The sequence below is a fragment of the Mycobacterium sp. SMC-17 genome, assembly GCF_045310915.1.
GTDB lineage: Bacteria > Actinomycetota > Actinomycetes > Mycobacteriales > Mycobacteriaceae > Mycobacterium.
This window is the reverse complement of record NZ_JBJIAK010000031.1, coordinates 14625-37468: the sequence shown is the minus strand read 5'-3', so window position 1 is coordinate 37468 and position 22844 is coordinate 14625. Positions and strand designations below refer to the sequence as shown.

General features: G+C 67.4%; 19 protein-coding genes. 3 read left to right on the top strand and 16 right to left on the bottom strand.

Annotated elements, in window-relative coordinates; genetic code table 11:
* Positions 1-54: 54 nt before the first annotated feature.
* The 3 genes from ACJH7A_RS19440 to ACJH7A_RS19430 form a co-directional block, all read right to left on the bottom strand.
* A complete protein-coding gene (locus ACJH7A_RS19440) occupies positions 55-948 on the bottom strand; it encodes a manganese catalase family protein (protein WP_212806860.1) in 894 nt (297 codons plus the stop codon).
* A gap of 83 nt (positions 949-1031) precedes the next feature.
* Positions 1032-2495 carry a hypothetical protein gene (locus tag ACJH7A_RS19435; protein WP_318986470.1) on the bottom strand — a complete coding sequence of 488 codons (1464 nt, stop codon included), beginning with the start codon at positions 2493-2495 and terminating at the stop codon, positions 1032-1034.
* Between the two features lie 2 nt (positions 2496-2497).
* A complete protein-coding gene (locus ACJH7A_RS19430) occupies positions 2498-2800 on the bottom strand; it encodes a type VII secretion target (RefSeq protein WP_318986469.1) in 303 nt (100 codons plus the stop codon).
* Between the two features lie 111 nt (positions 2801-2911).
* On the opposite strand from ACJH7A_RS19430, the gene ACJH7A_RS19425 reads away from it, so the two are divergent.
* Positions 2912-3487 (top strand): exonuclease domain-containing protein, encoded by a 576-nt coding sequence (locus tag ACJH7A_RS19425; protein ID WP_318986468.1) that lies wholly within the window; start codon positions 2912-2914, stop codon positions 3485-3487.
* 11 nt (positions 3488-3498) lie between these two features.
* Here the strand turns inward: ACJH7A_RS19425 and ACJH7A_RS19420 are convergent, their stop codons facing one another.
* The 13 genes from ACJH7A_RS19420 to ACJH7A_RS19360 form a co-directional block, all read right to left on the bottom strand.
* Positions 3499-5328 carry a DUF294 nucleotidyltransferase-like domain-containing protein gene (locus ACJH7A_RS19420; RefSeq protein ID WP_406802572.1) on the bottom strand — a complete coding sequence of 610 codons (1830 nt, stop codon included), beginning with the start codon at positions 5326-5328 and terminating at the stop codon, positions 3499-3501.
* A gap of 19 nt (positions 5329-5347) precedes the next feature.
* Complete coding sequence (locus ACJH7A_RS19415; protein WP_406802571.1) at positions 5348-6934, bottom strand: GMC family oxidoreductase; 1587 nt, start codon at positions 6932-6934, stop codon at positions 5348-5350.
* Between the two features lie 51 nt (positions 6935-6985).
* Positions 6986-8506, bottom strand: coding sequence for an amino acid permease (locus tag ACJH7A_RS19410; protein WP_318986465.1), 1521 nt, complete (start codon positions 8504-8506; stop codon positions 6986-6988).
* Between the two features lie 12 nt (positions 8507-8518).
* Complete coding sequence (locus tag ACJH7A_RS19405; RefSeq protein WP_212806867.1) at positions 8519-10018, bottom strand: aldehyde dehydrogenase family protein; 1500 nt, start codon at positions 10016-10018, stop codon at positions 8519-8521.
* Positions 10019-10317: 299 nt separating this feature from the next.
* Complete coding sequence (locus ACJH7A_RS19400; RefSeq protein WP_406802569.1) at positions 10318-12225, bottom strand: putative nucleotidyltransferase substrate binding domain-containing protein; 1908 nt, start codon at positions 12223-12225, stop codon at positions 10318-10320.
* 23 nt (positions 12226-12248) lie between these two features.
* Positions 12249-13043 carry a metallophosphoesterase gene (locus ACJH7A_RS19395; RefSeq protein ID WP_406802568.1) on the bottom strand — a complete coding sequence of 265 codons (795 nt, stop codon included), beginning with the start codon at positions 13041-13043 and terminating at the stop codon, positions 12249-12251.
* A gap of 83 nt (positions 13044-13126) precedes the next feature.
* A complete protein-coding gene (locus ACJH7A_RS19390; protein WP_406802567.1) occupies positions 13127-14491 on the bottom strand; it encodes an MFS transporter in 1365 nt (454 codons plus the stop codon).
* A gap of 231 nt (positions 14492-14722) precedes the next feature.
* Positions 14723-15850, bottom strand: a complete 1128-nt coding sequence (locus ACJH7A_RS19385) for an aromatic ring-hydroxylating dioxygenase subunit alpha (protein WP_406802566.1) — start codon at positions 15848-15850, stop codon at positions 14723-14725.
* A gap of 55 nt (positions 15851-15905) precedes the next feature.
* Positions 15906-17105: an NAD(P)/FAD-dependent oxidoreductase gene (locus ACJH7A_RS19380; RefSeq protein WP_406802564.1), complete on the bottom strand. Its 1200-nt coding sequence runs from the start codon at positions 17103-17105 to the stop codon at positions 15906-15908.
* The gene (locus tag ACJH7A_RS19375) at positions 17105-17461 is read right to left on the bottom strand and encodes a bifunctional 3-phenylpropionate/cinnamic acid dioxygenase ferredoxin subunit (protein WP_061007193.1); all 357 of its coding nucleotides are present in this window, start codon (positions 17459-17461) and stop codon (positions 17105-17107) included. Before ACJH7A_RS19375 ends, ACJH7A_RS19380 begins: the two co-directional genes overlap by 1 nt.
* 359 nt (positions 17462-17820) lie before the next feature.
* Positions 17821-18603: an IclR family transcriptional regulator gene (locus ACJH7A_RS19370; protein ID WP_406802563.1), complete on the bottom strand. Its 783-nt coding sequence runs from the start codon at positions 18601-18603 to the stop codon at positions 17821-17823.
* Positions 18604-18654: 51 nt separating this feature from the next.
* Positions 18655-19284: a GntR family transcriptional regulator gene (locus tag ACJH7A_RS19365; RefSeq protein WP_212814643.1), complete on the bottom strand. Its 630-nt coding sequence runs from the start codon at positions 19282-19284 to the stop codon at positions 18655-18657.
* A 183-nt stretch (positions 19285-19467) separates the two neighbouring features.
* Entirely contained in the window at positions 19468-20163 is a 696-nt protein-coding gene (locus ACJH7A_RS19360; RefSeq protein ID WP_406802562.1) for a GntR family transcriptional regulator, read from the bottom strand.
* Positions 20164-20280: 117 nt separating this feature from the next.
* Here ACJH7A_RS19360 and glyA point away from each other — a divergent pair, with 117 nt between their 5' ends.
* Together glyA and ACJH7A_RS19350 are read left to right on the top strand one after the other, a co-directional pair.
* Positions 20281-21597, top strand: coding sequence for a serine hydroxymethyltransferase (gene glyA / locus ACJH7A_RS19355; RefSeq protein ID WP_406802561.1), 1317 nt, complete (start codon positions 20281-20283; stop codon positions 21595-21597).
* The gene (locus ACJH7A_RS19350) at positions 21594-22832 is read left to right on the top strand and encodes a sarcosine oxidase subunit beta family protein (RefSeq protein ID WP_020101505.1); all 1239 of its coding nucleotides are present in this window, start codon (positions 21594-21596) and stop codon (positions 22830-22832) included. The genes glyA and ACJH7A_RS19350 overlap by 4 nt, the downstream gene beginning before the upstream one ends.
* Positions 22833-22844 lie beyond the last annotated feature (12 nt).

Below are 22844 nucleotides of genomic sequence, written 5' to 3'. Positions count from 1 at the left end.
TGTCTTACGTCCGCGGCCACCGGCGTTCGTCGCCGGTGGCCGCGGACCGCTGGATCAGGTTGTGGCGGTGTGCTGTTCGTGGGTGAACGGCTTGTCGCAGTGCACCGCGGGTTCTCCACTGGGATTGTTCTTGGCCCCGGTGTTCTTCTGCAGGGACGTGCCCAGCCAGTCTTTCGTGGGCGACTTCACGTAGTTCCACGACATACCTTCTGGCCACGGACCCTGACCTTCGTTCCATGGTCCGCGGACGTCGCCCTGACCGTTGGACATGTTGAACGCGAGGGTCTGGAAACGCTCGTCGCCGGCCAGGGTGCCCGGCGGGAAGTTGACCGGCAGCTCGTTCAGGGCGGCGGTGAACTGCTGGAAATGGGTGACTTCGCGCGTCATCAGGAACGTGAGCGTGTCCTGCACGCCCGGATCGTCGGTGAACTGCTTGAGGTATTCGTAGACGATCTTGGCCCTCGACTCTGCGGCCAGATTGCTGCGCAGGTCGACCGAGGGATCACCGTTCGCGTTGACATACGACCCCGACCACGGAATCGCGGCCGCATTGCTGACGTCCGGGCCGCCGCCGGTCAGCACGCAGTACAGCGGATTCATCGCGACCTGGTGAATGGCCTGGTCGCGGCCATCCGGACTGGCGACCGTCGCCATCCAGTCGCAGCGCTCGTTGGCCTGCTTGAGATCGTCATTGAAGCCGTCCAGCAGCATCGTGATCATGGCACCGACCATCTCGAGATGGCTCAGTTCCTCGGTGGCGATGTCCATGAACAGGTCGTACATTTTTGGGTTCTTTTCGCGCAGCACGAATGCCTGGGTGAAGTACTGCATCGCCGCTTTGAGTTCCCCGTTCGCGCCGCCGAACTGCTCCTGCAGCAGCGTCGCAAAGCGCGGATCGGGTTGATCGACGCGTACCTCGAATTGCAAATCCTTGTGATGAGTGAACATTCGCGCTCCCTTGGGCTGGTAGTGATCTACCGCAACCGCGTACCCCCTGCCGGCCCGGCGAAACAGCATCCAGCCCGACGGCTTCACTCCCCCACATTCGGTAGTTCGTCGGCCGCGATCTCGCATGGCGTCTTGGTGGTCGGATCGGGTTGCTCCGCAACCGGTTCCACCGGCGGCGTGGTGGGCGCCGGGTCGGCTACAGGTTGGCCGGGTACCGGCTGCTGAGGCGGTAGCACCGGGGCGTCGACGGGGCCGGGCTCGGCGTCATCGGACTCAGCGGTCTCCCCCGAGGTGTCCTCCTCGCCGGCGGCATCGCTCTTGGCAGCGTCCTCCTCGTCGGCCTCCTCTGCGTCGCTGTCGTCCGGCTCGTCATCGGCATCGCCATCCGCCGCGTCGTCCGGCTCGTGGTCGGTATCGGTGCCATCGGCGCCGAGCCCGAGGTCGTCTCCCAGGCCGTCCCTGATGTTGTCGAGCCCGCCCAGTCCCGATGCGCCGGGCGCCAGACCCGCCATGGAACCGAGCGCTCCCCCGATGGCATCGGTCAGCTGCCGGCCCAAACCGCCGATACCCGAACCGAATCCGAGATCTCCGGACGAGCCGGCCGTCGGCGGGGTTGCCGCGGCAGTGCCGAGCGCCGGTTCGGGGCCTCCGGGCGCAGGGGTCGACGGTGCCGGAGCGGATTCGGCAGAAACGGGCGGGGTCGACGGCGCGGCAACAGGTTCGGCCGGCACCGGCGGAGCCGCAGATGCGGACGGCGCCGGCGGCGTCCACCCCGCCGCTGTGCCCAACGTCGCGAAGGGCGCAGCCGCCGCGGCCTGATATGCCGGCGCGGCCGGCCACGCCGGCGCGGGCGAAGCCTGAGGCGTCCAATCGGGCGTCAGCACGACGGGCACCGCGAACGAAACCCCTGCCGGGGTAACCGCGGCGATGGCCGAATCGTACGCCGCCGCAACGGCATCGGAGGCCTCCTGCAGCGCGGGCAGCAGGTCCCCCGACACCGCCCGAAGGACGAAGGGCTTGACCTGCTGATCGACGATCTCGCTGGCGGCCGACAGGTCGCCGGCCCCGGCGAGGACCGCGCGGGCCGCCGCGCTCCACTGGTCCCGGTGCCCGGCAGTCTGCGCGTCGGCCCGCAACACCGCGTCGACCTTGGCGTCGACGGCGCGCCACAACGCATCCCGCAGCGTCGTCAGTGCCTGCGCGCTCCGCTGCAGATGCGCGCCCACATCCTCGGCCGCCACCGTCAGGGTGCGCAGAAACCCGCCGGCGGCGTCGCCACCGGCACCTGACCACTGTGCCGTCAGCTCCCGATATCCGTTGCCCTGCAACCGCACTGCATCCTGCGCGACCACCACCGCAGCGTCAAGCGAGCGGGCGTCCGCGGCCAGCGCGTCGAGGTTCAGCCCACTCTCGGCGTAATACAACTCCGCCAACGGCCCTGGGGACGGCACGCCCAACACCCGGCATGCCGCCACGTACTCGTCGAGGACCGTGACCGCACCGTCGCCTTCGGAGAGCCGCCCGGCCACATCGAACGCAGCCGCCATCATCAGACCAACCGGCCGGCGAGGTCGGTATCCGCGTCCTCGTAGCGCGCCGACGAAACCCGTAGTGCCGCTGCGGCTTCCGCCGACGCCGACGCCCATGCCCGAAGCTGTCCGGCCGACTGGTCCAGCGCGGCGCGTAAGGCGGCCGCGCGCGAGGCATGATCACGCCCGCCGCAGAACCCGTCGAAGTACCACCGCAACAACGGCGCGACCGCGGTGCCGAGCATGTCGGCGACCGATTCGCACCGCTGCGCGGCATCCCGCACTGCCGAGAGGTCTATCCGAGCGACGTCACGTTCTCCCATGCCTTGCTATGACGCGCGGCGCGGCCGTTCGGTTCCATCGAAGCTGAAAATATCCTGTGGCCACCCGCCAAAACGACCTTCGTGGACGGCTGTCGGCACTAGCCTGCAACGATGCAACCGCTGGTCTTCCTCGATACGGAGACCACCGGCCTGCACGCCGAGCGGCAACCCTGGGAAATCGCCATGCTGCGGCGCGACGATGCCGGTGAGTCGCGCATCGTGATGTACATCGACCTGGCCGACCTCGATCTCGACGCGGCCGAGCCCGCGGGCCTGCGGATCAGCCGCTTCGCCAGTCGCCATCCGCAGGTGGTCTACGGACCCATCGACCTCCCGTCGGTGCACCGTGAACAGGAAGCCGCGGAAATCGTTCGCGAGTGGACCATGGACGCCACCATCGTCGGTGTGGTGCCCAGCTTCGATACGCAGTGTCTGTGCGCCATGTTGGCGCGTCATCAGCTGACGCCGGGCTGGAGCCCCAAGCTCGTCGACGTCCTCTCGCTGGCCGCCCGGTACGTCCTCGACTACGGGCGCACCCCGGAACGGGACTCGACACAGCTGTCCCGGCAGTGCGGAGTCCGGCCGCCCGGCGCCGGACTCCGCCACACCGCGCTCGGCGATGCACGGTGGGCGATGCGGTGGTACGACCAGCTGTCCACCCGCCTGATGTCCCGACTGGCCCAGTAGGACAGGCGAACTCAGCGCAAGCCCGGGTGCGTGCCCGACTGCCGGGCCCGCCGCTGGACGGCGGCGATCTCACGCAGCCCGTCACCGAGCAGGCTCCGGTTGAGCGGCGAGAGGTCGCCGACGGTGACCACGTCGTTCGGGGTGCGACCGTCGGCGATCAGCTCGACCTGATGCGCCAACCGCATCCGTTGCAGCATGACGAAAACCTCTGTGAGCGTCCGGGAATCGCGCTCGGTCAGCGCTCCGGTGCCCACCGCTGCCGCGAGCCGCGCCGGCGTCGAAGCCGACGTCATGTCGGCGGTCAGGCCGCCCCACCGGGCCAGGTTGACGATCGGCGTCACCGCATGCGTCTTCAGATCGAACGTGCCGCCGCGCCGCGACAGCACATCGCGCAGCGACCACGTGCGCACCTTGCCCGACAGCGCATCCAGCAGCTGCAGGCGCAGGGCGTTCGGATGTTCGTCACGCATGCGGTGGAACACCGTGGGCACGGTGTGCAGCGCCCGGTTCCCCCACACCACGCGACCGTCGATCAGCAGGGAGGACAGGATCAAACCCTTGCCGCGCAGGGGATCATCGAGCCAGCCCTCGGCGGCCTGTGCCCAGTCGGAGGCCGACCGCGCGAACGCCTTGTGCGACGCGACGGCGCCGTTGCTGTCGGCAGGCAGGCCGCAACCGTCGAGGATGGCGTGCGCGCGGGCCGCGATGGCCCGCAACTGCGCGCATTCGGCATCGCAGCTGTCGGCCCAACTGAGCGCGCTGTCGACGTCGGAGGACGGCATGGCCTCCCGGCGGGCGATGCTGCCGAGGGTGAGCCAGGCGAACTGATCCTGCGTCGGTCCGGGTCCCGCTTCGGCCAGGGCCAGCTCCAATGCCTTGCGCACCAACGCATCCAGCACGATCGAGGCGATGCTGCTGGCGGCCGACGCCTTCGTCCCGGTGCGGAACAGCTCGACCGCGATCCGGGTCACGTCGCGGCCATGGCGCTGGAGCGCGGCGGCATCGGGCGCCTGCGCGATCGCCCGGCGCAACACGAAGCTCTGCCGCGCCGAGGCGGCCAGCAGATCAACGTCCTCCAGCACGCCCAGCACCTCACCGCGTGGCGACAGCACCGGCATGTGGCGCATGCCCCGCTCCAGCATGTCCAACAGGACGGTCTCGGCGGTGCGATCAGCGGTCACCGTCTGGGCGGGCGCGCTCATCACCTCGGAGATCGGGACGTCGACGGGCAACCCGGCCGCGACCACGCGCGACCGAAGATCACGGTCGGTGAAGATGCCGACGCCGCCCTCGCGCAGCCGGATCAGCGCGTAGGACACCCGCTGCTCGCTCATCTGCACGACGGCGTCGCGAACCGAGACGCCCGGCTCCACGATCAGCACGGTGCCGTGCACCAGATCGCCGACCGGCCGGGAGTCGCCGGCGGTGATCAGCTGCGACTGCGACGACGGTGTGGCGGACAGCGCCAGGAAGCGCAGCCCCGCCGGTTTGGCGAACTGCGCCCGCACGAGCTCGCCGGGCAGGCGGATGACGGTGGCGGGTTCCGTTGTGCGGGCCAGGAATTCGATACCACCGCCGGTCAGCATCGGCACGTAGCCGAAGATTTCGCCGGGCTCGATGGTGTCGAACACCTGCCCGTCGCCCACCTCCTGAAGGTTCACCGAGCCGGTGAGGACCATCCAGATGTCGTCGGGGACCTGCCGGGAGAAGTCCGCGATCACGGTGCCGGCGCGATACTGCTCCACCGACGAGGCAGCGACGAGGTCGTTCAGTTCGGTGTCACTCGCCGTCTGAAACGGCGGACGCGAACCGAGGAAGTTCACCAGCTCCGGAGAGGTCACTTCGCCATCGTGCCCTACGTCACCCGTTGCGAATGAGGTCCGCACATTTCTCGGCCATCGTCATCACCGTGATGTTGGGGTTGACCACCGGCAACTTCGGCATCGCCGAGGCATCGACCACCCGCAGGTTGCGCACCCCCTTGACGCGCAGCTGCGGGTCGAGCACCGCCATCGGATCGTCGACCGCACCCATCCGGGCGGTACCGGCCGGGTGGTACACGGTGTTGTGCGTCTTGTAGATGTACGCGAGCAGTTCCTCGTCGGTCTGCGCATCCGGGCCGGGCGCCAGTTCACGGCCGATCCACTCCTGCAGGGGCTCCTGCTCGGCGATCTTGCGAGCCAGCTTGATTCCGGCCAGCATCACCTTCTCGTCGTGCCCTTCCGGGTCCGTGAAATAGCGTGGGTCGACCTTCGCCCGATCCCGGAAGTCGCGTGAGGCCAGTCGCACGGTGCCGCGTGAACGGCCTTGTGTCACATTGGGAGTCAGGCAGAAGCCGTTATCGGTGGTGGGGTACCCGTGCCGCAGCGTGTTCATGTCGAACGGGACGCTGCCGTAGTGCATCATCAGGTCGGAGTGATCGGGGTTGTCGCCGGCGACCTCGGTGGTCGCGAACAGCCCGATCTCCCACCACTGCGTGGATTCGGTGACCATCGGCTTCGCCGCTTCCCAGAACACGAGGCCCTCGACGTGGTCGTCGAGGTTCTCACCGACGCCGGGCGAGTCGACCCGCACCGGCACCCCGACCTCGTTCAGGTGGGCTGCGGGCCCGATTCCGGACAGCATCAGCAGTTTCGGGGTGTCGATCGCACCGGCCGTGACGACCACCTCGCGCCTGGCGGTGACGACGTCGTAGCCGGTGAGGTCCGGGCGCTGGTACCGCACGCCCGTCGCCACCGGCTCGTCGCCCGAGTCGTCGAACAGGATCTCGGCCACCCAGCAGTTGGTCAGCACAGTGAGATTGGGCCGCGACTCGCGGATCGGGTGCAGATACGCGTGCGAGCTGGACATCCGCTCGCCGGCCTCATTCGCGTTGATCTGCAACCAGCCCGCCGCGTTGAGGGTCCAGTCGCCGCGGTTGAACTGCACAGTCTCCAGACCGACTTTGGCGGCGGAGTCGATGACCGCCTGACCGCACGGGTCGTTGGGCGGCACGTCACGAAGCCGAACCGGACCCGAATCACCGTGCGGCACACCCTGATACGTGCCGGTCGCGGTGTTGTTCTCCAACTTGGCGGTGAACGGCAGCACGTTCTCCGGCTCCCAGCCGGTCGCGCCCATCGCCACCCAGTCCCGCAGGCCCTGGGCGAGCGGCCAGAACGCAATACAGGAGTTGTGTGACGAACACCCGCCGAGCACCTTCGCCCGCGCGTGCCGCATGAAGCTGTTGCCCTTCTCCTGCGGCTCCACCGGGTAGTCCCAGTCGTAGCCGGAGTCCAGCAGGTGCATCCACTCCGACAATTCGAGGATGTTCCGGTCACCCACATCCGACGGCCCGGCCTCCACCAGACAGACGGTGACATTCGGGTCCTCGGACAGCCGCGCCGCGAGGACACAGCCGGCGGTGCCGCCGCCGGCGATCACGTAGTCGTAGGTCTGATCGGACATGATGCGAACTCCTCGAAAAGTGGTCAGGCAGAGGGGAACAAGCTCAGCGGGTCAGTCGCGGGTATACGCCGAGTGGGAGGCGAGAGTGCCAATGTGGTTGCGGCCCTTGACGAAATACCAGAGCAGGCCCAGACCGAGGATGACGCCGATGTAGACGAACGCGCCCCAGGTGTTGTACCACGGGTCACCGTAGATCGCGACGCGCGGCCACGCCAGGTTGACGGCCATCCCGACGCCCCACAGCACCGCGAAGATGTTGACCGGCAGGCCCCACTTGCCCATGGTGAAGTAGCCACCCTCGGCAAGGTCTTTCGGCGGCCACTCCCCTCGCAGGCGCTTCTTGAGCAGCGGGCCGGTAACCATCAGGTAGGCCAGGTAGATCATGATGATCGCGATCGAGGTCAGCACGGTGAAAACCTTTGGCTGCCCGAGGTTGATCACGAGGATCAGCGCCGCGATGATGCCGATCACGACGGCCGGCACGACGGGCGCCTGGGTCTTGGGGTGCACCTTGGCGAGCTTCTCGCCGAACGGCAGCGCGTTGTCGCGGGCCATGGCGAACGTCAGGCGGATCGCCGCGGTGTGCACGGCCAGCGAGCACACCGTCACGGCGACCACGATGCAGATCAGGAAGATGGTGCCCAACGGGCCCCACATCACCTTCTCGACGATGGACTGCAGGCTGCCGTCGGGGCTGCCCAGCGCCGGGTCATTCAGATCCGGCGTGGCCATGATGGCGCCCGCCAGGATGGCGCCGCCGATCACGAACGAGGCCAGGATGGCGCGCAGGATGGCCTTGGGCGCGGTGCGCCGCGGTTCGACCGTTTCCTCGCCGAGCGAGCTTGCCGTGTCGAACCCGTACATCACGTACAGCGACGCCACCGAGGCCACCAGGAACGCACCGAAATATCCACCGGGCAGCCCGGCGCCGTGACCTTGGGTGTCGAAGAAGACGCTCGGGCCGCGCTTGATGTTGAAGAGCAGGATGACCGCGATGAGCACGGCCGCAATGAGTTCGATGAAGACGCCGGCACTGTTGATCATCGCCATCAGCCGCACGCCGAAGGCATTGACGACAGTGGTGAACACGATGAGGACCGTGCCGAGCAGGATGGCGTTGGCGGCGAAATCGTACTGACCGGTGCCGTCACCGATCACCTGGAAACCCTTCCAGAGCCGTGGCAGGTTCAGCTGTAGGGCCAACACCACCGCCGACAGTGTGACGATGGAGGCCGTGAGCATGAGCCACCCCGAACTCCAGCCGACGATGCGGCTGCCCAGCTTCTTCGACCAGTTGTAGACGGAACCCGCGACCGGATACTTGGCGGCGAGTTCCATGAAACACAGCGCCACCGCCATCTGCCCGATGAACACCATGGGCCAGGACCAGAGGTACGCCGGTCCGCCGTTGCCGTAGCCGACATAGAACAGCTGGAAGGTACCGGTCAGGATCGAGATATAGCTGACCCCGGCCGCGAAGCTCGCGAATTTTCCGATGCTGCGGTCCAGTGATTCCTTGTAGCCGAAATCCTCGAGTCCGCCGCTGTCCGTATCAGTGAGGTTCTGAGTCATGAAGTTGTGTCCCTAGCCTTCGGTGGCGTCAAACCAGCCGGCCGGCGTTGGCGCGGTGTTGTGCCAGATATGTTTGAGCTCTTGATATTCCGCGAGACCCGAGGGACCGAGCTCGCGGCCGTTGCCCGACTTCCCGAAACCGCCCCACTCCGCTGCCGCGGTGTAGTAGCCGAAGTCGTTCAACCACACCGTGCCGTGCCGTAATGCGCGCACCACACGTTCGCCCCGCGCCGGATCAGAGGTTCGCACCCCTGCCGCGAGACCGTACTGCGTGTCGTTGCCGAGCCTGATCGCCTCGGCCTCGTCGGTGAACCGCTCCACCGTCATGATCGGCCCGAAGGTCTCCTCCGTGACGATCCGCATCGAGCGGTCGCACCGGTCGAAGATCGTCGGCAGGAAGAAGTAGCCGTCCGCCAGTGCCGGATCGCTGGGCCGGGTCCCGCCGGTGATGAGCTTCGCGCCCTCGGAAATACCCAGGGCCACAAAGGATTCGATCTTGTCCAGCTGCTGCTTGGATACCAGCGGGCCGGTCTGGCTACGCGGGTCGGTACCGTCGCCCATCCGGATCTTCTCGGCCCGCTCGGCGAGCTGAGCGACGAAGTCGTCGGCGATCGACTCCTCCAGGATCACCCGGGTACCGGACGAGCACACCTGGCCCGAGTGCAGGAACACGCCGGTGAGGACCTGGTCGACGGCGGCGTCCCAGGCCGCGCCGGTTCCGATGTCGGCGAAGACGATGTGCGGGTTCTTCCCGCCGAGTTCCAGCGCCACCTTGGTCACGTGCGCGGCGGCGGTCCTGGCGATGTGTTGACCGGTGCTCAGCCCACCGGTGAACGAGATGAGGTCGACGTCGGGATTGTCGGTGAGTGCCGCACCGACGGCGGCCCCACTGCCCTGGATCAGGTTGAGCACGCCCGGGGGCACCCCCGCTTCCTGGGCCAGCCGGACGAAGGCGATCGTCGAAAGCGGTGTCACCTCACTGGGTTTGGCCACCATGGTGCAACCGGCCGCCAGGGCCGGCGCGATTTTCCAGGAAATCTGCAGGAGCGGATAGTTCCACGGGGCGATCAACACGCACACCCCGATGGGCTCGTGCACCACCCGGCTGATGACGGCCGGGTTGCCCACGTCGACCAGGCGGTCGGACTGCGTCGCGACCAGGCGCGCGTAGTAGCGGAACACCGAGATCACGTCGTCGATGTCGATCCGGCTCTCCGCCAGGGTTTTTCCGGTGTCAGCGGTCTCCAGTGCTGCCAGCGACTCCTTGTCGCGGGCCAGCAGGTCGGCGATGCGCTCGAGCAGCGCGGCCCGCTCGGCGACCGGCGTGGCCGGCCAGTCTCCGGCATCGAAGGCCGCGCGGGCCGCGGCGACGGCCGCCAGCGCGTCGTCGTGCGTGGCCTCGTCAACCGTGGCGAAGACCTTGCCCGTCGCGGGGTTGATGAGCTCCCGGGTACCGCCGTCGGCGGCATGCCGCCACTGCGATCCGATGAGCAGATCAGGTGCACCGTCCACGTTGCCTCCTCGATTACCGGTGATCACCCAGGCGACAGGCGATCCGGCGGCGACCATACTCGGAACCCGCTGTGCCCATGCGATTTTCGGACGCGACGGTCCTGAGATTCACTCTGGGCATCGCGGCTCGCTTTCCCTATGGGCGTCGGAGGCAGTCGGGCCGCCACGACGAGACCATCGACTACGGCCGCCCCGGCCCTGTCGCCAACTAATATATCACTAGCTGATCAGTAATGATGCGGTTTGAGATGCTGATCTGACTCATTTTTTGCGACCCGCTGCCAGCCATGCGAAAGACCTCATCTGGCCTTCCTCGGCGTCGATCCCGGCTGCCCGCGTCTGACGAGTTCGGCACCGGAATTCATGTGCGCGACGCGTCCCATGCGGCGCTGGACGTCGGCGATCTCCTTGACGGTCTGCTCGATGGTGCTGCGGTCGATGGGTGAGATCTCGTCGAGGTCGATGATGTCGTCGGGACGCTGGCCCGCCTCGATCTGCCGCAACTGGTGTTCCAGCCGGAGCAGCTGGAGCGCGTCGAACGCTTCGATCAGCCGGCTCGCGGAGCGGTCGGTGAGCACCTCCGACCCGGCGGCAACGCGGAGCCGGTCGACGGTGTGCAACTCCGGGGATCCGACGCTGAGCGAGGCCCACCTCGCGACATTGACGATCGGCAGCAAGCCCCGGCCCTTGATGTCGAACTTCTCGTCACGCCCGATGATCCGGTCCCGCACCGAGAGCAGGCGCGCTCGGCGCGAGAGCGAATCCTGCAGCAGCAGTTCGACGGTCGCGGGATGCCGATTGAAATCGCGGAAGACGCGCGCGGGCTCGGGCAACGCCGGGTCGCCGAAGATCGGCCGGGCGTCCACCAGGAGCGAGGCCATGATGGTGCCCTGATTCTGCTGAGGGTTGGTGAGCCAGCCCTGCGCCGCCTCTCGCCACTGCGAATCGGTACGCGAGAACCCCGGGTGCGACGGGAACGCATGATGAGCGTCGACGCCGATGCCACAGAGCTGCAGCACCTCCCCCACGACACTGAATGCTTCGCGGTAGCGCGGGATTTGGTCCTCGTACGAATCCGCGAACGTCACCGCGGCATCGACATCGGACGAGGGCACCGCTTCGCGCCGGCCGATGCTGCCGAGTGAGAGCCAGGTGAAGGCATCGATCGACAGATCGTTGAATTCCTCGTGGTCGAAGACCAGGAAGATCGCGCGACGGGTGATCGAGGCGATCAGCGCCGAATGGACGGCGATCACCCGATCGGCCGTCAGACCGCGCGCCAGGATGTCGGCAAGCATCGCCGGAACCCGGCGCGCATGTGTGATCAGCCCATCGATGCTGCAGGCCTGCCGGATCTGTGCGTTCAGGCTGACACCGGCGGTCGTGGGCGCGAGCATGAAATCACGCTCCCCGACCGCGCCTTTCAGGCGGCCGTCGTCTCCGGTGACGAGCAGGAACGAGACGCCGTGATCGAGCAGCATGATCAGGGCGTCAGCAGACGACATACTCGCCGGTGCCGTGATCGCGGGATAGTCCATCACCGCATTCGCGGGCGACTCCCGCGGCAGGCCTTCCCCGATCACCTTGCGGCGCAAGGCTTCATCTGTCACCAGGCCGAAGTGGCCGGTACCGGTGTCGACGGCGGCGTACGGCAGGCCCAGCTCGGTCATGCGCGCTGCGAGCGCCGTCACCGATTCGTCGGCCCGTACGACGAGCGGTTCGCGGTAGACCAGATCCGACAGCAGTGTGTACCGCGGCTGAGCGGCCGTGAGCCCGCGCACGTGCGCGATCTCGTCGGCCAGGAAACGCGCGCCGCTGCGGGACGCGAACGCGGGAAGGACGATCCCGGACGGCAGGTTCGCGACGATGACCTTGGTCTTCGCCTCGATCCGCGGGCCGACCGGCCGCCCCGCCAGTGCGGAGGTGTATCCGATTGGCGCGCCACGGGTGAACTTGTCGGCGGGCCCCTCACCGATGCGTTCCGGATCGAACCAGAGATCGATCTCTCCCGACATCACCAGTCCGATGCTCGTCGGCATCGTGGCGAAGGCATCCAGAATCAGGTCGCCCGGCTGGTACTCCGCGATCTGCGCAGCAGCCACCGCGCCGGCGCGCTCGGCCGGGCTCAGTGCATCGAACGGTGGGCAGTGCGCCAGCAGTTCGGCGAGTTCGGCCAGTTCCGCCTCGGTCTCGGTCTCGGTCGACATGCCGCAGTCCTCTCCGGAGTCGCTCACCCGGCGGTGGGCCGGGAGCCGGTCGTGACGACGAAGGCGCCCCACTCCGGGGTCGCCTCGACGAGGTGGCCGGGATCGATGCCGATGAGACGACCGCCCGGGAAGCGGGTCACCTCATGGTGCAGTCGCGCATCATAGGTGGTTGCCGGATGGTCGGACGCACCGTGCGAGCCACTGTGACCGTGCACCTGACTGAACGGGAGCGTCGTGCCTTCCCACCCGGGCACGACCTCCTCGGTGCGGCTGGCCCATAACGGACCCGCCATCGGATTCGGTGGGCCGAGCATGGCGCCGCCGCCGTACAGCGTCGGGCACCCCGTGCGGGCCAGGCTGTTGATCCGGCGCGCCGCCTGCCGCGCGGTATCGGGGGCGAGGAGGTGCTCGCGCCAGAACTGCTCGGTGACCCCGGCATGCGTCACCAGGAAATCCTCTTCGCCGGTCTCGACGGCGACCGCAGCGTGCAGCTTGCCGTCGGCCCACCACTTCTTCAGGATGCGCTGTTCCAGGTAACCGATCCGGTCCTCCCACAGGAAGCTGTTCGGCCGTAGATACAGAGCCTCATGATTGCCCACAAGCTGAACCCACTGCCCGGGATACGTGTTCAGGTAGTAGTCGACCAGACGAACGACACCCTCGGAGTCCGGGCCCCGGTGCACCAGATCCCCCACCTGAATCACGACGAGATCATCGGGCAACACCCCGGTTTCGGAGACACCGAGAGACCGCAGCTCGCGCCGCAGCTCCTCGATGTGCCCACCGACATCGCCGATCACGGCCACCCGCATCGTCATGGACCGGATTTTCCTCCCGCCTCGCGCCGCACCTGACCGAGTCCGCAGCGGCGTGACCCAGGCCCGGCCTGTATGGCGTGCGCTCAGTGGCTCATGTCCAATTCGCTCAGCGACTTGCCGCTGGTCTCCGGAGCCAGGATCTGCGACACGATCGCACCGGCGAAGGCGATGATTCCCGCGAAGACCATGGTCCAGGTGAAACCGAGGTGCTTCATCGAGAGCGGGATCAGGAACAGACCCGCAGCAGCACCGAGGCGGCTGATCGCCGCCGCGAATCCGGTACCGATCGCCCGGACCTCGGTCGGGAAGACCTCCGCGGGATAGATTTGAGTGAACGCGGTGTACATCGCGTTGACGAACGAATACGCCAGGAACAGCGCCAACATCACCATCGACATCACACCGACCTGCTCCACCGGAAGCACGAAGCTGCCGAGGACGGCGATGGCGACCAGCAGACCGCCGGCGATCCACTGGGTCGGAACGGTCATCTTGCGCCGCCCCCAACGGTCGATCATGAACATCGTGAAGATCACGCCCAACCAGGCGACGACCGAGAGAACCACTCCGCGCATGAGGCCCTTCATGCCGATATCGCCCAGCAGGCCGTCGGCGAAGGTCGCGATGGCGAAGTACGGCGTCACCGCGCAGGTCCAGAACACGGCCATGAAGACCGTCGAGCGCCACACCGCCGGCGAGAACAGCATCTTGAAACTGCCCGTCGCGCCGCCCGCAGTGGCTTTCATCATGTCGGTCTGGTAGGCGGTGTCCAGATACCCGACGACCAGTCCGTGCGCCTCCTCGGTCCTGCCCTTTGCCCACAACCAGCGCGGCGACTCGGGCAACCCGATCCGGCCGATCAGCAGCGCGCCTGCGATGAGCGTTGTGGTGCCCAGCGTGACCCGCCAGTCCACACCGGCCCGGTCCATGAAGTAGCCGATGACGAACGCGATCATGAAACCGCCGTACCAGGCGACCAGGGTCAGGGCCAACAGTTTGCCGCGGAGATGGGTCGGCGCGAACTCCGCCAGCATCGGCAAGCCGACCGCGTACTCGATGCCGACGGCCAGGCCCATCAACAGACGAACGGCGAAAAGCTGTTCTGGTCCGTCGACGAAGAACTGCAGAGCCGAAAAGGCCGTGAACAGCGCCAGATCCCAGAACAGAATCGGCTTACGGCCGAACTTGTCGGCCAGCCACCCACCCAAAGGTGAGCCGATGAGGATGCCGAGCATCGCCGAGGCGGCCTCCAGCCCGATCCAGACGGTGGTGAACCGGGGGTCCAGCTCGATGGTGTGCGTGACCGGACCGATGCTGCCCAGGATGTAGCCATCGAGGAACATGCCGCCGACCAACACGACGATCATCCGCGCCATGAACCGGCGCTTGCGCGCCAGCACGGCCGGGTCGTCGGAGAATGTCGCTGCCGCACCTTCGCTCACGGACATGGCACATGCTCTTCAGGAATCGGTGTACAGGACATCACTGCTCCTTTGATCGCGGGTTCCGAAATGGCGGACGTCGTTGGCCTGGATGGCACTGCGCTGCACAGCCTTTGGGTGGTGTGGTGTCCCGGTCCACCGAGGCCGCCTCTCCAGCCGGCCCGGCGGACCGGGACACCGCGCCGACTCCGCGAGTATTCGGCGCCGGGCCGGTTGCCGGGAGCCGAATGCCCGCATCTAGTCGGCGAGCTTGTTGCGCAGCCAGTCATGGAAGTCGCCGAGGTGGTGTTCGCTGGGCACCAACACACCGCCGTCGCGATAGACGCGGGAACTCATGGCGGGCTGACAGCGCTCGCAGGCGTCGAAGTCCTGCTGGTTGACGCGGTGGAACAGCTCTACCGACTTGCTCACGTCGCGCCCGGATTCGACCACGCCGGGCAGGTACAGCCAGTCGCATTCGACGATGGTGTGGTCCGCAGCCATCGGGAACATCCGATGGATGATGACGTGATCGGGCACCAGGTTGACGAACACCTGCGGACGTACCGTGATCGCGTAGTAGCGCCGGTCCTGATCCGCGGTGACGCCGGGGATGTGCTCGAAACCCTCTGAGCCATCGATGGTGAAGCCGGCGACGTCTTCGCCGAACTCCGCGCCGTGGCCGACGTAGTACTGGGCGGCGTAGCCGTCCGCGAACTCCGGCAGCACCTCGGTCAGTTCCGGGTGGATGGTGGCGCAGTGGTAGCACTCCATGAAGTTCTCGATGATGAGCTTCCAGTTCGCCTTGACGTCATAGACGATGCGGCGACCGAGGCTCAGACCGCCCACCGTGTAATGGTCGATCGACTCGACATCGCCCAACCGATCCACGATCTCCTGCATGACGGTGTCCTCGAACGACGGTGGCTCGTCGGCCAGGCACACCCAGACATAGCCGAGCCACTCCCGGACCGAGATCTTGCGCAGGCCGTACTCGACGCGGTCGATGTCGGGCATCTTGGTCAGGTTCGGTGCCGCGATGAGCTTGCCGTCGAGATCGTAAGTCCATGCGTGGTAAGGACATTGGAACGCACGCTTGACCTCGCCACTGTCCTCGGTGCACAGCCGCGCGCCGCGATGCCGGCACAGGTTGAAGAACGCGTTGATATCGCCCTTGCGGGACCTGGTCACCAAAACGCTTTCGCGGCCGACCTGGACGGTCTTGAATGCGCCGGGCTTGTCCAGATCCGCGGCGCGCACAACGCAGAACCACATGGTCTCGAAGATCTTCTCCTGCTCGAGGGCGAAGACCTCCGGATCGGTGTAGTAATGCCCTGCCAGAGTGGAAATGAGGCTTCCAGGCAGGTTCGGCACGGTGGCGGTCATCGAGCTCCTTTGCGGTGTCTTGTCGTGATTTTTATTGGGCTGCAACAACTTCGGCCTAGACCGCAGTGGGTGTCGGGACCAGCTGGCGGCGCCACCGGGTGAAGAGCCGGGGCTGGTCGATACCGAGGACCGCGACCAGGCGGCCATCGCGCCGATAGGTGGCGAGCAGGCAGCGCTCCTCGCAGCTGCCCTCCTCGATGGTGATCTCGTCATCGGGACGGGCGAGGCCGGCGAACTGAATGCGGGAGCCGTACTGGTCGGACCAGAAGTACGGCGGCTTCACCGTCGACTCCTGCCGGAGGCCACCGGCCAGCAGGGCGGCGACCGCCATCGCGGGACGCTCCAGCGCACCGGTCCAGTGTTCGACCCGGTGGTGGGTGTCGGTGGCGGCGTCGAGCCAGGCCGCGCAGTCACCGACGGCGACGACGTTCGGCAGGGCCGTCTGTCCATGCGTGCCGCACAGCACGCCGTTGCCGAGCTCCAGTCCACTGCCCTGCAGCCAGTCGATGTTCGGCACACCGCCGATACCGACGACGACGACGTCGGCCGGCAGGTGGCGTCCGTCGGTGAGGTCGACGCCGGCGACCCGCCGCACGCCGTCGGGTGCACGCAGTGCGCGCTCCTCGCCGACGAGCCCGGCGACGCCCACCCCGCAGATCAGCGTGGTGCCGTTGGCGGTGTGGGCGCCGGCGACGACACCACCGAGCCAGCTACCGAGCTGCATCTGCAGCGGTGCCGGGGCGGCTTCGACGACAGTGACGTCGAGGCCCAGCTTGCGGGCCGTCGAGGCGACTTCGGCGCCGATGAACCCGGCGCCGATGACCACCAGCCGAGCGCCCGGCACCAGTTCGGCACGCAACGCGACGGCGTCGTCGATGGTGCGGATGACGTGCACGCCGGCCATGCCCGCGCAGCCGGGCCAGCGGCGGGCGCGGGAACCGGTCGCGATCACCACGCCGTCGGCGTCGATGCGTGTCCCGTCCGCGAGTTCGATTGCGCCACCGCGACTGTCGAGCCGGGCCGCGGCGACGCCCAGTCGCCAGTCCGCCTGCAGATCGTCGTCGTCGGATTCGAGGGCGAGGTCGGCTTCGGAGACGTTGCCGCAGAGGAACTCCTTCGACAGCGGCGGGCGGTCGTAGGGCCGCTGCGCCTCGTCGCCGATCACGGTCAGCCGCCCGTCGAAGCCCTGTGCCCGCAATGCCCTCGCGGCGGACAGTCCCGCGAGTGACGCACCCACGATCGCGACGTGCTTCATCACTGCCCCGCGCCGAGTCGAGCCCGGATGTCGGGCGGCAGGTTGGGTTTCTCGGTGCTGAGTTCGACGTGGATGACGCCGTCGGTGATCACCACGGCGTGCGTGCGGACCGGCAGCTTGGCAGGCGGCGCGTCGACCGCTCCGGTGCGGAGGTTGAACCGCGAGGCGTGCAGCGGGCACTCGACGTCACACCCTTCCAGCCAGCCGTCGGCCAGCGAGGCGTCCTGGTGCGAACAGGTGTCGTCGATGGCGAACACCTCGCCGTCCTCGGTGTGGAACACCGCGATGGGCGGGTCGGTGTCCACCCGCCGGGCCTCGCCGGGCGGGAGTTCGGAGAGCGGACAGATCTCGAGCATCAGGTGGGTTGCCCTCTCGGTGAGTTTGAAGCGCTATACGCAACGCAATTCGTATTATGCAACAGTGTGGCGACAGTCACATACCCGTGTCAAGGGGTGGATGGCACCGTTTACACAGCCGGAACAACTGCCTCGGCGGACCCGAAAGCCCAGGTCAGTCGGACGCGCGGCGAGTCGACGCCATGCTGTGCGGCAGGTTCGCCACGTCGACGCCATTCGCACCACCAGCGCTGCGGGGGCATCGACTTGAGGTTCGCCACCGGGCACGGGAATCACCGATGGCGAACCGTTGATATATTAGATCGCGCTGATCTGATATGCAGCGCGAATCGGCGAATTGCCCGATAGGGCGTGCGCAGTCAGCCCCGGTAGCCCATCCGGCGGCTGACATCGTCGGCCGCCCAGACCACCGCCGGTGCGATCTCCTGCACCCGTTCGACAGTGAGCCGATACGCCGGGCCGGAGACACTGAGAGCGGCGATCACCCCGCCGAGGTGATCGCGAATCGGCGCAGCGACGGCGTTGAGCCCGGGCTCGAGCTCTTCCAGCGACACCACGTAGCCGGTGCGGGGCACGTCCTGCAGCTGCGCTTCCAGGCGCTCGACAGATGTGATGGTGTGCTCGGTGAACCGCCGCAGCCCGGCCTCCGCCAACAGATCCCGGCGGGCATCCGCGGACATGAAGGCCAGCAACACCTTTCCGCTCGACGTCGCGTGCAACGGGGTGAGCTCACCTACCCAGTTGTGCGTGCTGATCGCGGCGGGCCCGCGCGCCTGGTCCACGTTCACCGCGTACTCGGACCGCAGCACGGCGATGTTGACGGTCTCCCCGACCTCGAGCGCCAGGCGCTCGCAGATCTCCCGGCCCTGCCGGGTGACGTCGAGCCGGCCGGACACCGCGTTGGCCAGCCGCAGGATGCCGAATCCGAGGCGATACTTGCCGCGCTCGAAAGCCTGCTCGACGAGTTCACGATCCTCGAGGGCCGCAAGCAGGCGCGACACCGTCGATTTGTGCACCCCGATGTCCGATGCCAGCTCGGTGACGCCGGCTTCGCCGCGGCGTGCGAGGAGCTCCAGGATGTACAGCGCGCGGTCGACGGACTGCACGCCCCCATTGCCGGAATCAACGCCGTTGTTGCTCATTACGCAACGATAACCACATCGTGATGCGTGTGGTCACGTTCGTCGGGCACGTCAGACGATTGCGCGGATCGCCTTCTCGAATCCGGTGACGTGGTCGAGCGCTATCTGTGCCGCGGCGTCGCCGTCGCCACCGGCGATGGTCCGCAACAGCTCGGCGTGCTCGCCCACGTGTCGGGCCACCGTCGGCAGGCGGTCGAGGAACAGGCAGAAGATCCGGGTCGCGAGATTGTCGTAGCGGACCAGCACATCCTCGAGATGTGGATTTCCGGCTGCTCGGTAGATCGCGCGGTGCGCGCGCAGGTCCCACCGCATGAGCTCGTCGCGATCGATGTTCTGCACATCGAGCGCTTCGGTGCGGTCGGCGAGCGCGAGCAGGCCGGCACGCACGTCGGCCGAGGCGTTCTCGGCAGCCGAGCGTGCGGCGACGGGCTCGAGATTGACCCGAATCTGAGAGATGTGCCGGAGGTCGGCGACATCGACACCGGTGGCGAAAGTGCCGCGGCGCGGGAACGAGACCACCAACCGATCCGCTTCCAGGCGCTTGAGAGCCTCGCGGACGGGGGTCCGGCCCAGCTCGAGTTCGGCCGCGAGATCGTTTTCCACGATGGCTTCGTTGGGCCGGATATCCAGCATGATGAGCTTGTCGCGGATCACCAGGTATGCCCGGTCGGCGAACGACATCTCCTCGGAGACAACGTCATCGAGCTGTTCCACACCGGCAACGCTCACGCCCGCCCCACCTTCCCGACGTCGCCGACTTCAGCGTCCGGCAACTGATCTGATCTGGTCAGGTCAATGATATATCAGGACCTGCGCCGTCCGGTCCGCCCGATCGCGGCCGGTCGGTGGCGCGCCGCGGAGGCATCACAGCAACGCGCGAATCGCCGCCTCGAAGCTGCAGACATGGGCCAGCGTCAGGGCGGAAGCCGTGGCCTCGTCGCCCGCGACGATGGCCTCCAGCAGCTCGATGTGCTCACGGACGTGGCCGGCGACGCCCGGCAGCCGGTCCAGGAACAAGCACCAGATCCGGGTGGCATGCGCGTCGAGGCTGACGAGGATCTGTTCGAGGTGCGGATTGCCCGACGCCCGGTAGATCTCGCGGTGCACATGGACGTCGTGCCGCAGCACCTCGCGGGGATCGTCGGTGTCGCCGATCCCGGAGATCGCCCGCGCGAGTGCCGTCAGCCGGGCGCGGGTCTCCGGTGTCGCGACGCGGGCGGCCCGGGCGGCCGCCGTCGGCTCGAGCAGTTTGCGAATCTCCGAGATGTCGGCCAGATCCGTCATGTCGACGGCCGTGGCGAACGTGCCCCGCCGCGGGTAGGCGACGACGAGGCGGTCACGCTCGAGACGTTTGAGGGCCTCCCGCACAGGAGTGCGGCCGAAGCCGAGATCAGCCGCGAGGTGGTCGTCGTTGATGGGCTCCCCCGGCCGGATGTCCAGCATCACCAGGCGCTCGCGCACGATGTCGTAGGCGCGGTCCGCGTTGGTCTCGGTGGCGGCCGCCCTCGCGTCGGGTTGAGTGCTGTCGAGATCGCCGAACGACAACTCTGTCAGGGTCATCGCCAATCCTCCAAAAGTGTCTGCGGCCCAGCTCTTGACGCGGCCACCAGCTGATCTTAATCTAACCGACAGCTGATATATTAGTCCAGCACACACTGCAATGTCAGAAAGGTGTACATGACCCTCGACACCGCCCCGACAGCCACCAACCCCACACTGAGCGCGAGCCTCGCCGAGCTGGATCCGGATGTGCACCAGGCGATCTCGGCCGAGTTGCACCGGCAACAGAGCACGCTGGAGATGATCGCCAGCGAGAACTTCGCGCCCGTCGCCGTGATGCAGGCGCAGGGCTCGGTGCTGACCAACAAGTACGCCGAGGGCTACCCAGGCCGCCGGTACTACGGCGGCTGCGAATTCGTCGACGTCACCGAACAACTCGCCATCGACCGCGTCAAGAGCCTCTTCGGCGCCGAATACGCCAACGTGCAACCACATTCGGGCGCGCAGGCCAACGCCGCCGCCATGTCGGCGCTGCTCTCCCCCGGCGACACCATCCTCGGTCTCGACCTGGCGCACGGCGGGCACCTCACGCACGGCATGAAGCTCAACTTCTCCGGCAAGCTCTACGACGTCGCGGCCTACCACGTCGGGGAAAGCGACCATCGGGTCGACATGGCCGAGGTCGAGCGCATCGCGCGCGAGCGCCGGCCGAAGCTGATCCTGGCGGGCTGGTCGGCCTATCCCCGCCAGCTCGATTTCGCCGAATTCCGGCGCATCGCAGACGAAGTCGGCGCCTACCTGATGGTCGACATGGCCCATTTCGCCGGCCTGGTCGCCGCCGGCCTGCACCCGTCGCCGGTGCCACACGCCCACGTCGTCACCTCGACCACGCACAAGACACTGGGCGGCCCCCGCGGCGGCATCATCCTCACGAACGACCAAGCCCTGGCCAAGAAGTTCAACTCGTCGGTGTTCCCCGGTCAGCAGGGTGGACCGCTCGAGCACGTCATCGCCGCCAAGGCCGTGTCGTTCAAACTCGCGGCCACGCCCGAATTCCGCGAGCGGCAGCAGCGCACGCTGGACGGCGCAGCGATCCTGGCCGAGCGCCTGCTGCAAGACGATTCCCGCGCGGCCGGCATCAACGTCGTCTCCGGCGGCACCGACGTCCACCTGGTGCTGGTCGACCTGCGCGAGTCCGAACTGGACGGCAAACAGGCCGAGGACCGGCTGCACCGCGTGGGAATCACCGTGAACCGCAACGCCGTTCCGTTCGACCCGCGACCGCCGATGGTCAGCTCGGGCGTGCGCATCGGCACCGCGGCGCTGGCGACCCGCGGCTTCGATCTGGACAGCTTCCGCGAAGTCGCCGACGTCATCAGCCACGCGCTGCGACCCGACGCCGATGACGCGGCCCTGGCCGCACTGCGCACCCGAGTGGATGTGCTGGCCGACCGCTTCCCGCTCTACCCTGACCTCACGGAGGCCCCGCTGTGACCGCACCGACGACCCCACCGGGCGCACACCTGCCCGACCATCCGGAATTCCTCTGGCGCACACCGGAACCCAAGAAGTCCTACGACGTCGTCATCGTCGGCGGCGGCGGGCACGGCCTGGCCACCGCGCACTACCTCGCCAAGAACCACGGCATCACGAACGTCGCGGTGCTGGAACGCGGCTGGCTGGCCGGCGGCAACATGGCCCGCAACACCACCCTGATCCGGTCCAACTACCTGTGGGACGAGAGCGCCCGGATCTACGAGCACGCCCTGAAACTGTGGGAGGGCCTGGAAGAGGACCTGGACTACCCGATCCTGTTCAGCCAGCGCGGTGTGCTCAACCTGGCGCACAGCCTGCAGGACGTCCGCGACAGCGTGCGGCGCGTCGAGGCCAACAAGCTCAACGGCATCGACGCCGAGTGGGTGGAACCCAAAGAGGTCAAGGACCTGTGCCCGATCGTCAACATTTCCAGTGACATTCGCTATCCGGTGCTGGGCGCCACCTATCAGCCCCGCGCCGGCATCGCCAAGCACGACTACGTCGCCTGGGGCTTCGCGCGCCGGGCCGACGAGGCCGGCATCGACATCATCCAGAACTGCGAGGTCACCGGATTCGTCACCGACGGCGACCGCGTCACCGGGGTGCGCACCACGCGCGGCGACATCGGCGCCGGACAGGTGGCGCTGTGCGCGGCCGGGCACACGTCGACGTTGACCGACATGCTCGGCATCCGCACGCCGCTGCAGAGCCACCCGCTGCAGGCGCTGGTATCCGAACTTCTCGAGCCGGTCCATCCCACCATCGTGATGTCGAACGCGGTGCACGTGTACGTATCTCAAGCCCACAAGGGCGAACTCGTGATGGGCGCCGGCGTCGACTCCTACAACGGCTACGGCCAGCGCGGCGCGTTCCACATCATCGAACGCCAGATGGCCGCCGCGGTGGAACTGTTCCCGGTCTTCGCCCGCGCCCACCTGCTGCGTACCTGGGCGGGCATCGTCGACGTCTGCCCCGACGCATCACCGATCGTCGGCCGCGTCGGCTACGACAACCTGTACCTCAACGCCGGTTGGGGCACAGGCGGTTTCAAGGTGACGCCCGGCATCGGCTGGTGTCTGGCCGACACCATCGCCACCGGCCGCGAACACGAGTACGTCGCCCCCTTCAGCCTCGACCGGTTCGTCACCGGAGCCCTGGTCGACGAACACGGCGCCGCCGGCGTGGCGCACTAGAAACCAGGAGCC

Excerpts from the sequence above, each read along its gene's own strand:
- ACJH7A_RS19440 (WP_212806860.1), bottom strand. The coding sequence starts at position 948 with ATGTTCACTCATCACAAGGATTTGCAATTCGAGGTACGCGTCGATCAA.
- ACJH7A_RS19435 (WP_318986470.1), bottom strand. The coding sequence starts at position 2,495 with ATGGCGGCTGCGTTCGATGTGGCCGGGCGGCTCTCCGAAGGCGACGGT.
- ACJH7A_RS19430 (WP_318986469.1), bottom strand. The coding sequence starts at position 2,800 with ATGGGAGAACGTGACGTCGCTCGGATAGACCTCTCGGCAGTGCGGGAT.
- ACJH7A_RS19425 (WP_318986468.1), top strand. The coding sequence starts at position 2,912 with ATGCAACCGCTGGTCTTCCTCGATACGGAGACCACCGGCCTGCACGCC.
- ACJH7A_RS19415 (WP_406802571.1), bottom strand. The coding sequence starts at position 6,934 with ATGTCCGATCAGACCTACGACTACGTGATCGCCGGCGGCGGCACCGCC.
- ACJH7A_RS19410 (WP_318986465.1), bottom strand. The coding sequence starts at position 8,506 with ATGACTCAGAACCTCACTGATACGGACAGCGGCGGACTCGAGGATTTC.
- ACJH7A_RS19400 (WP_406802569.1), bottom strand. The coding sequence starts at position 12,225 with ATGTCGACCGAGACCGAGACCGAGGCGGAACTGGCCGAACTCGCCGAA.
- ACJH7A_RS19395 (WP_406802568.1), bottom strand. The coding sequence starts at position 13,043 with ATGACGATGCGGGTGGCCGTGATCGGCGATGTCGGTGGGCACATCGAG.
- ACJH7A_RS19390 (WP_406802567.1), bottom strand. The coding sequence starts at position 14,491 with ATGTCCGTGAGCGAAGGTGCGGCAGCGACATTCTCCGACGACCCGGCC.
- ACJH7A_RS19385 (WP_406802566.1), bottom strand. The coding sequence starts at position 15,850 with ATGACCGCCACCGTGCCGAACCTGCCTGGAAGCCTCATTTCCACTCTG.
- ACJH7A_RS19380 (WP_406802564.1), bottom strand. The coding sequence starts at position 17,105 with ATGAAGCACGTCGCGATCGTGGGTGCGTCACTCGCGGGACTGTCCGCC.
- ACJH7A_RS19375 (WP_061007193.1), bottom strand. The coding sequence starts at position 17,461 with ATGCTCGAGATCTGTCCGCTCTCCGAACTCCCGCCCGGCGAGGCCCGG.
- ACJH7A_RS19370 (WP_406802563.1), bottom strand. The coding sequence starts at position 18,603 with ATGAGCAACAACGGCGTTGATTCCGGCAATGGGGGCGTGCAGTCCGTC.
- ACJH7A_RS19365 (WP_212814643.1), bottom strand. The coding sequence starts at position 19,284 with ATGTCGTTCGCCGACCGGGCATACCTGGTGATCCGCGACAAGCTCATC.
- ACJH7A_RS19360 (WP_406802562.1), bottom strand. The coding sequence starts at position 20,163 with ATGACCCTGACAGAGTTGTCGTTCGGCGATCTCGACAGCACTCAACCC.
- glyA (WP_406802561.1), top strand. The coding sequence starts at position 20,281 with ATGACCCTCGACACCGCCCCGACAGCCACCAACCCCACACTGAGCGCG.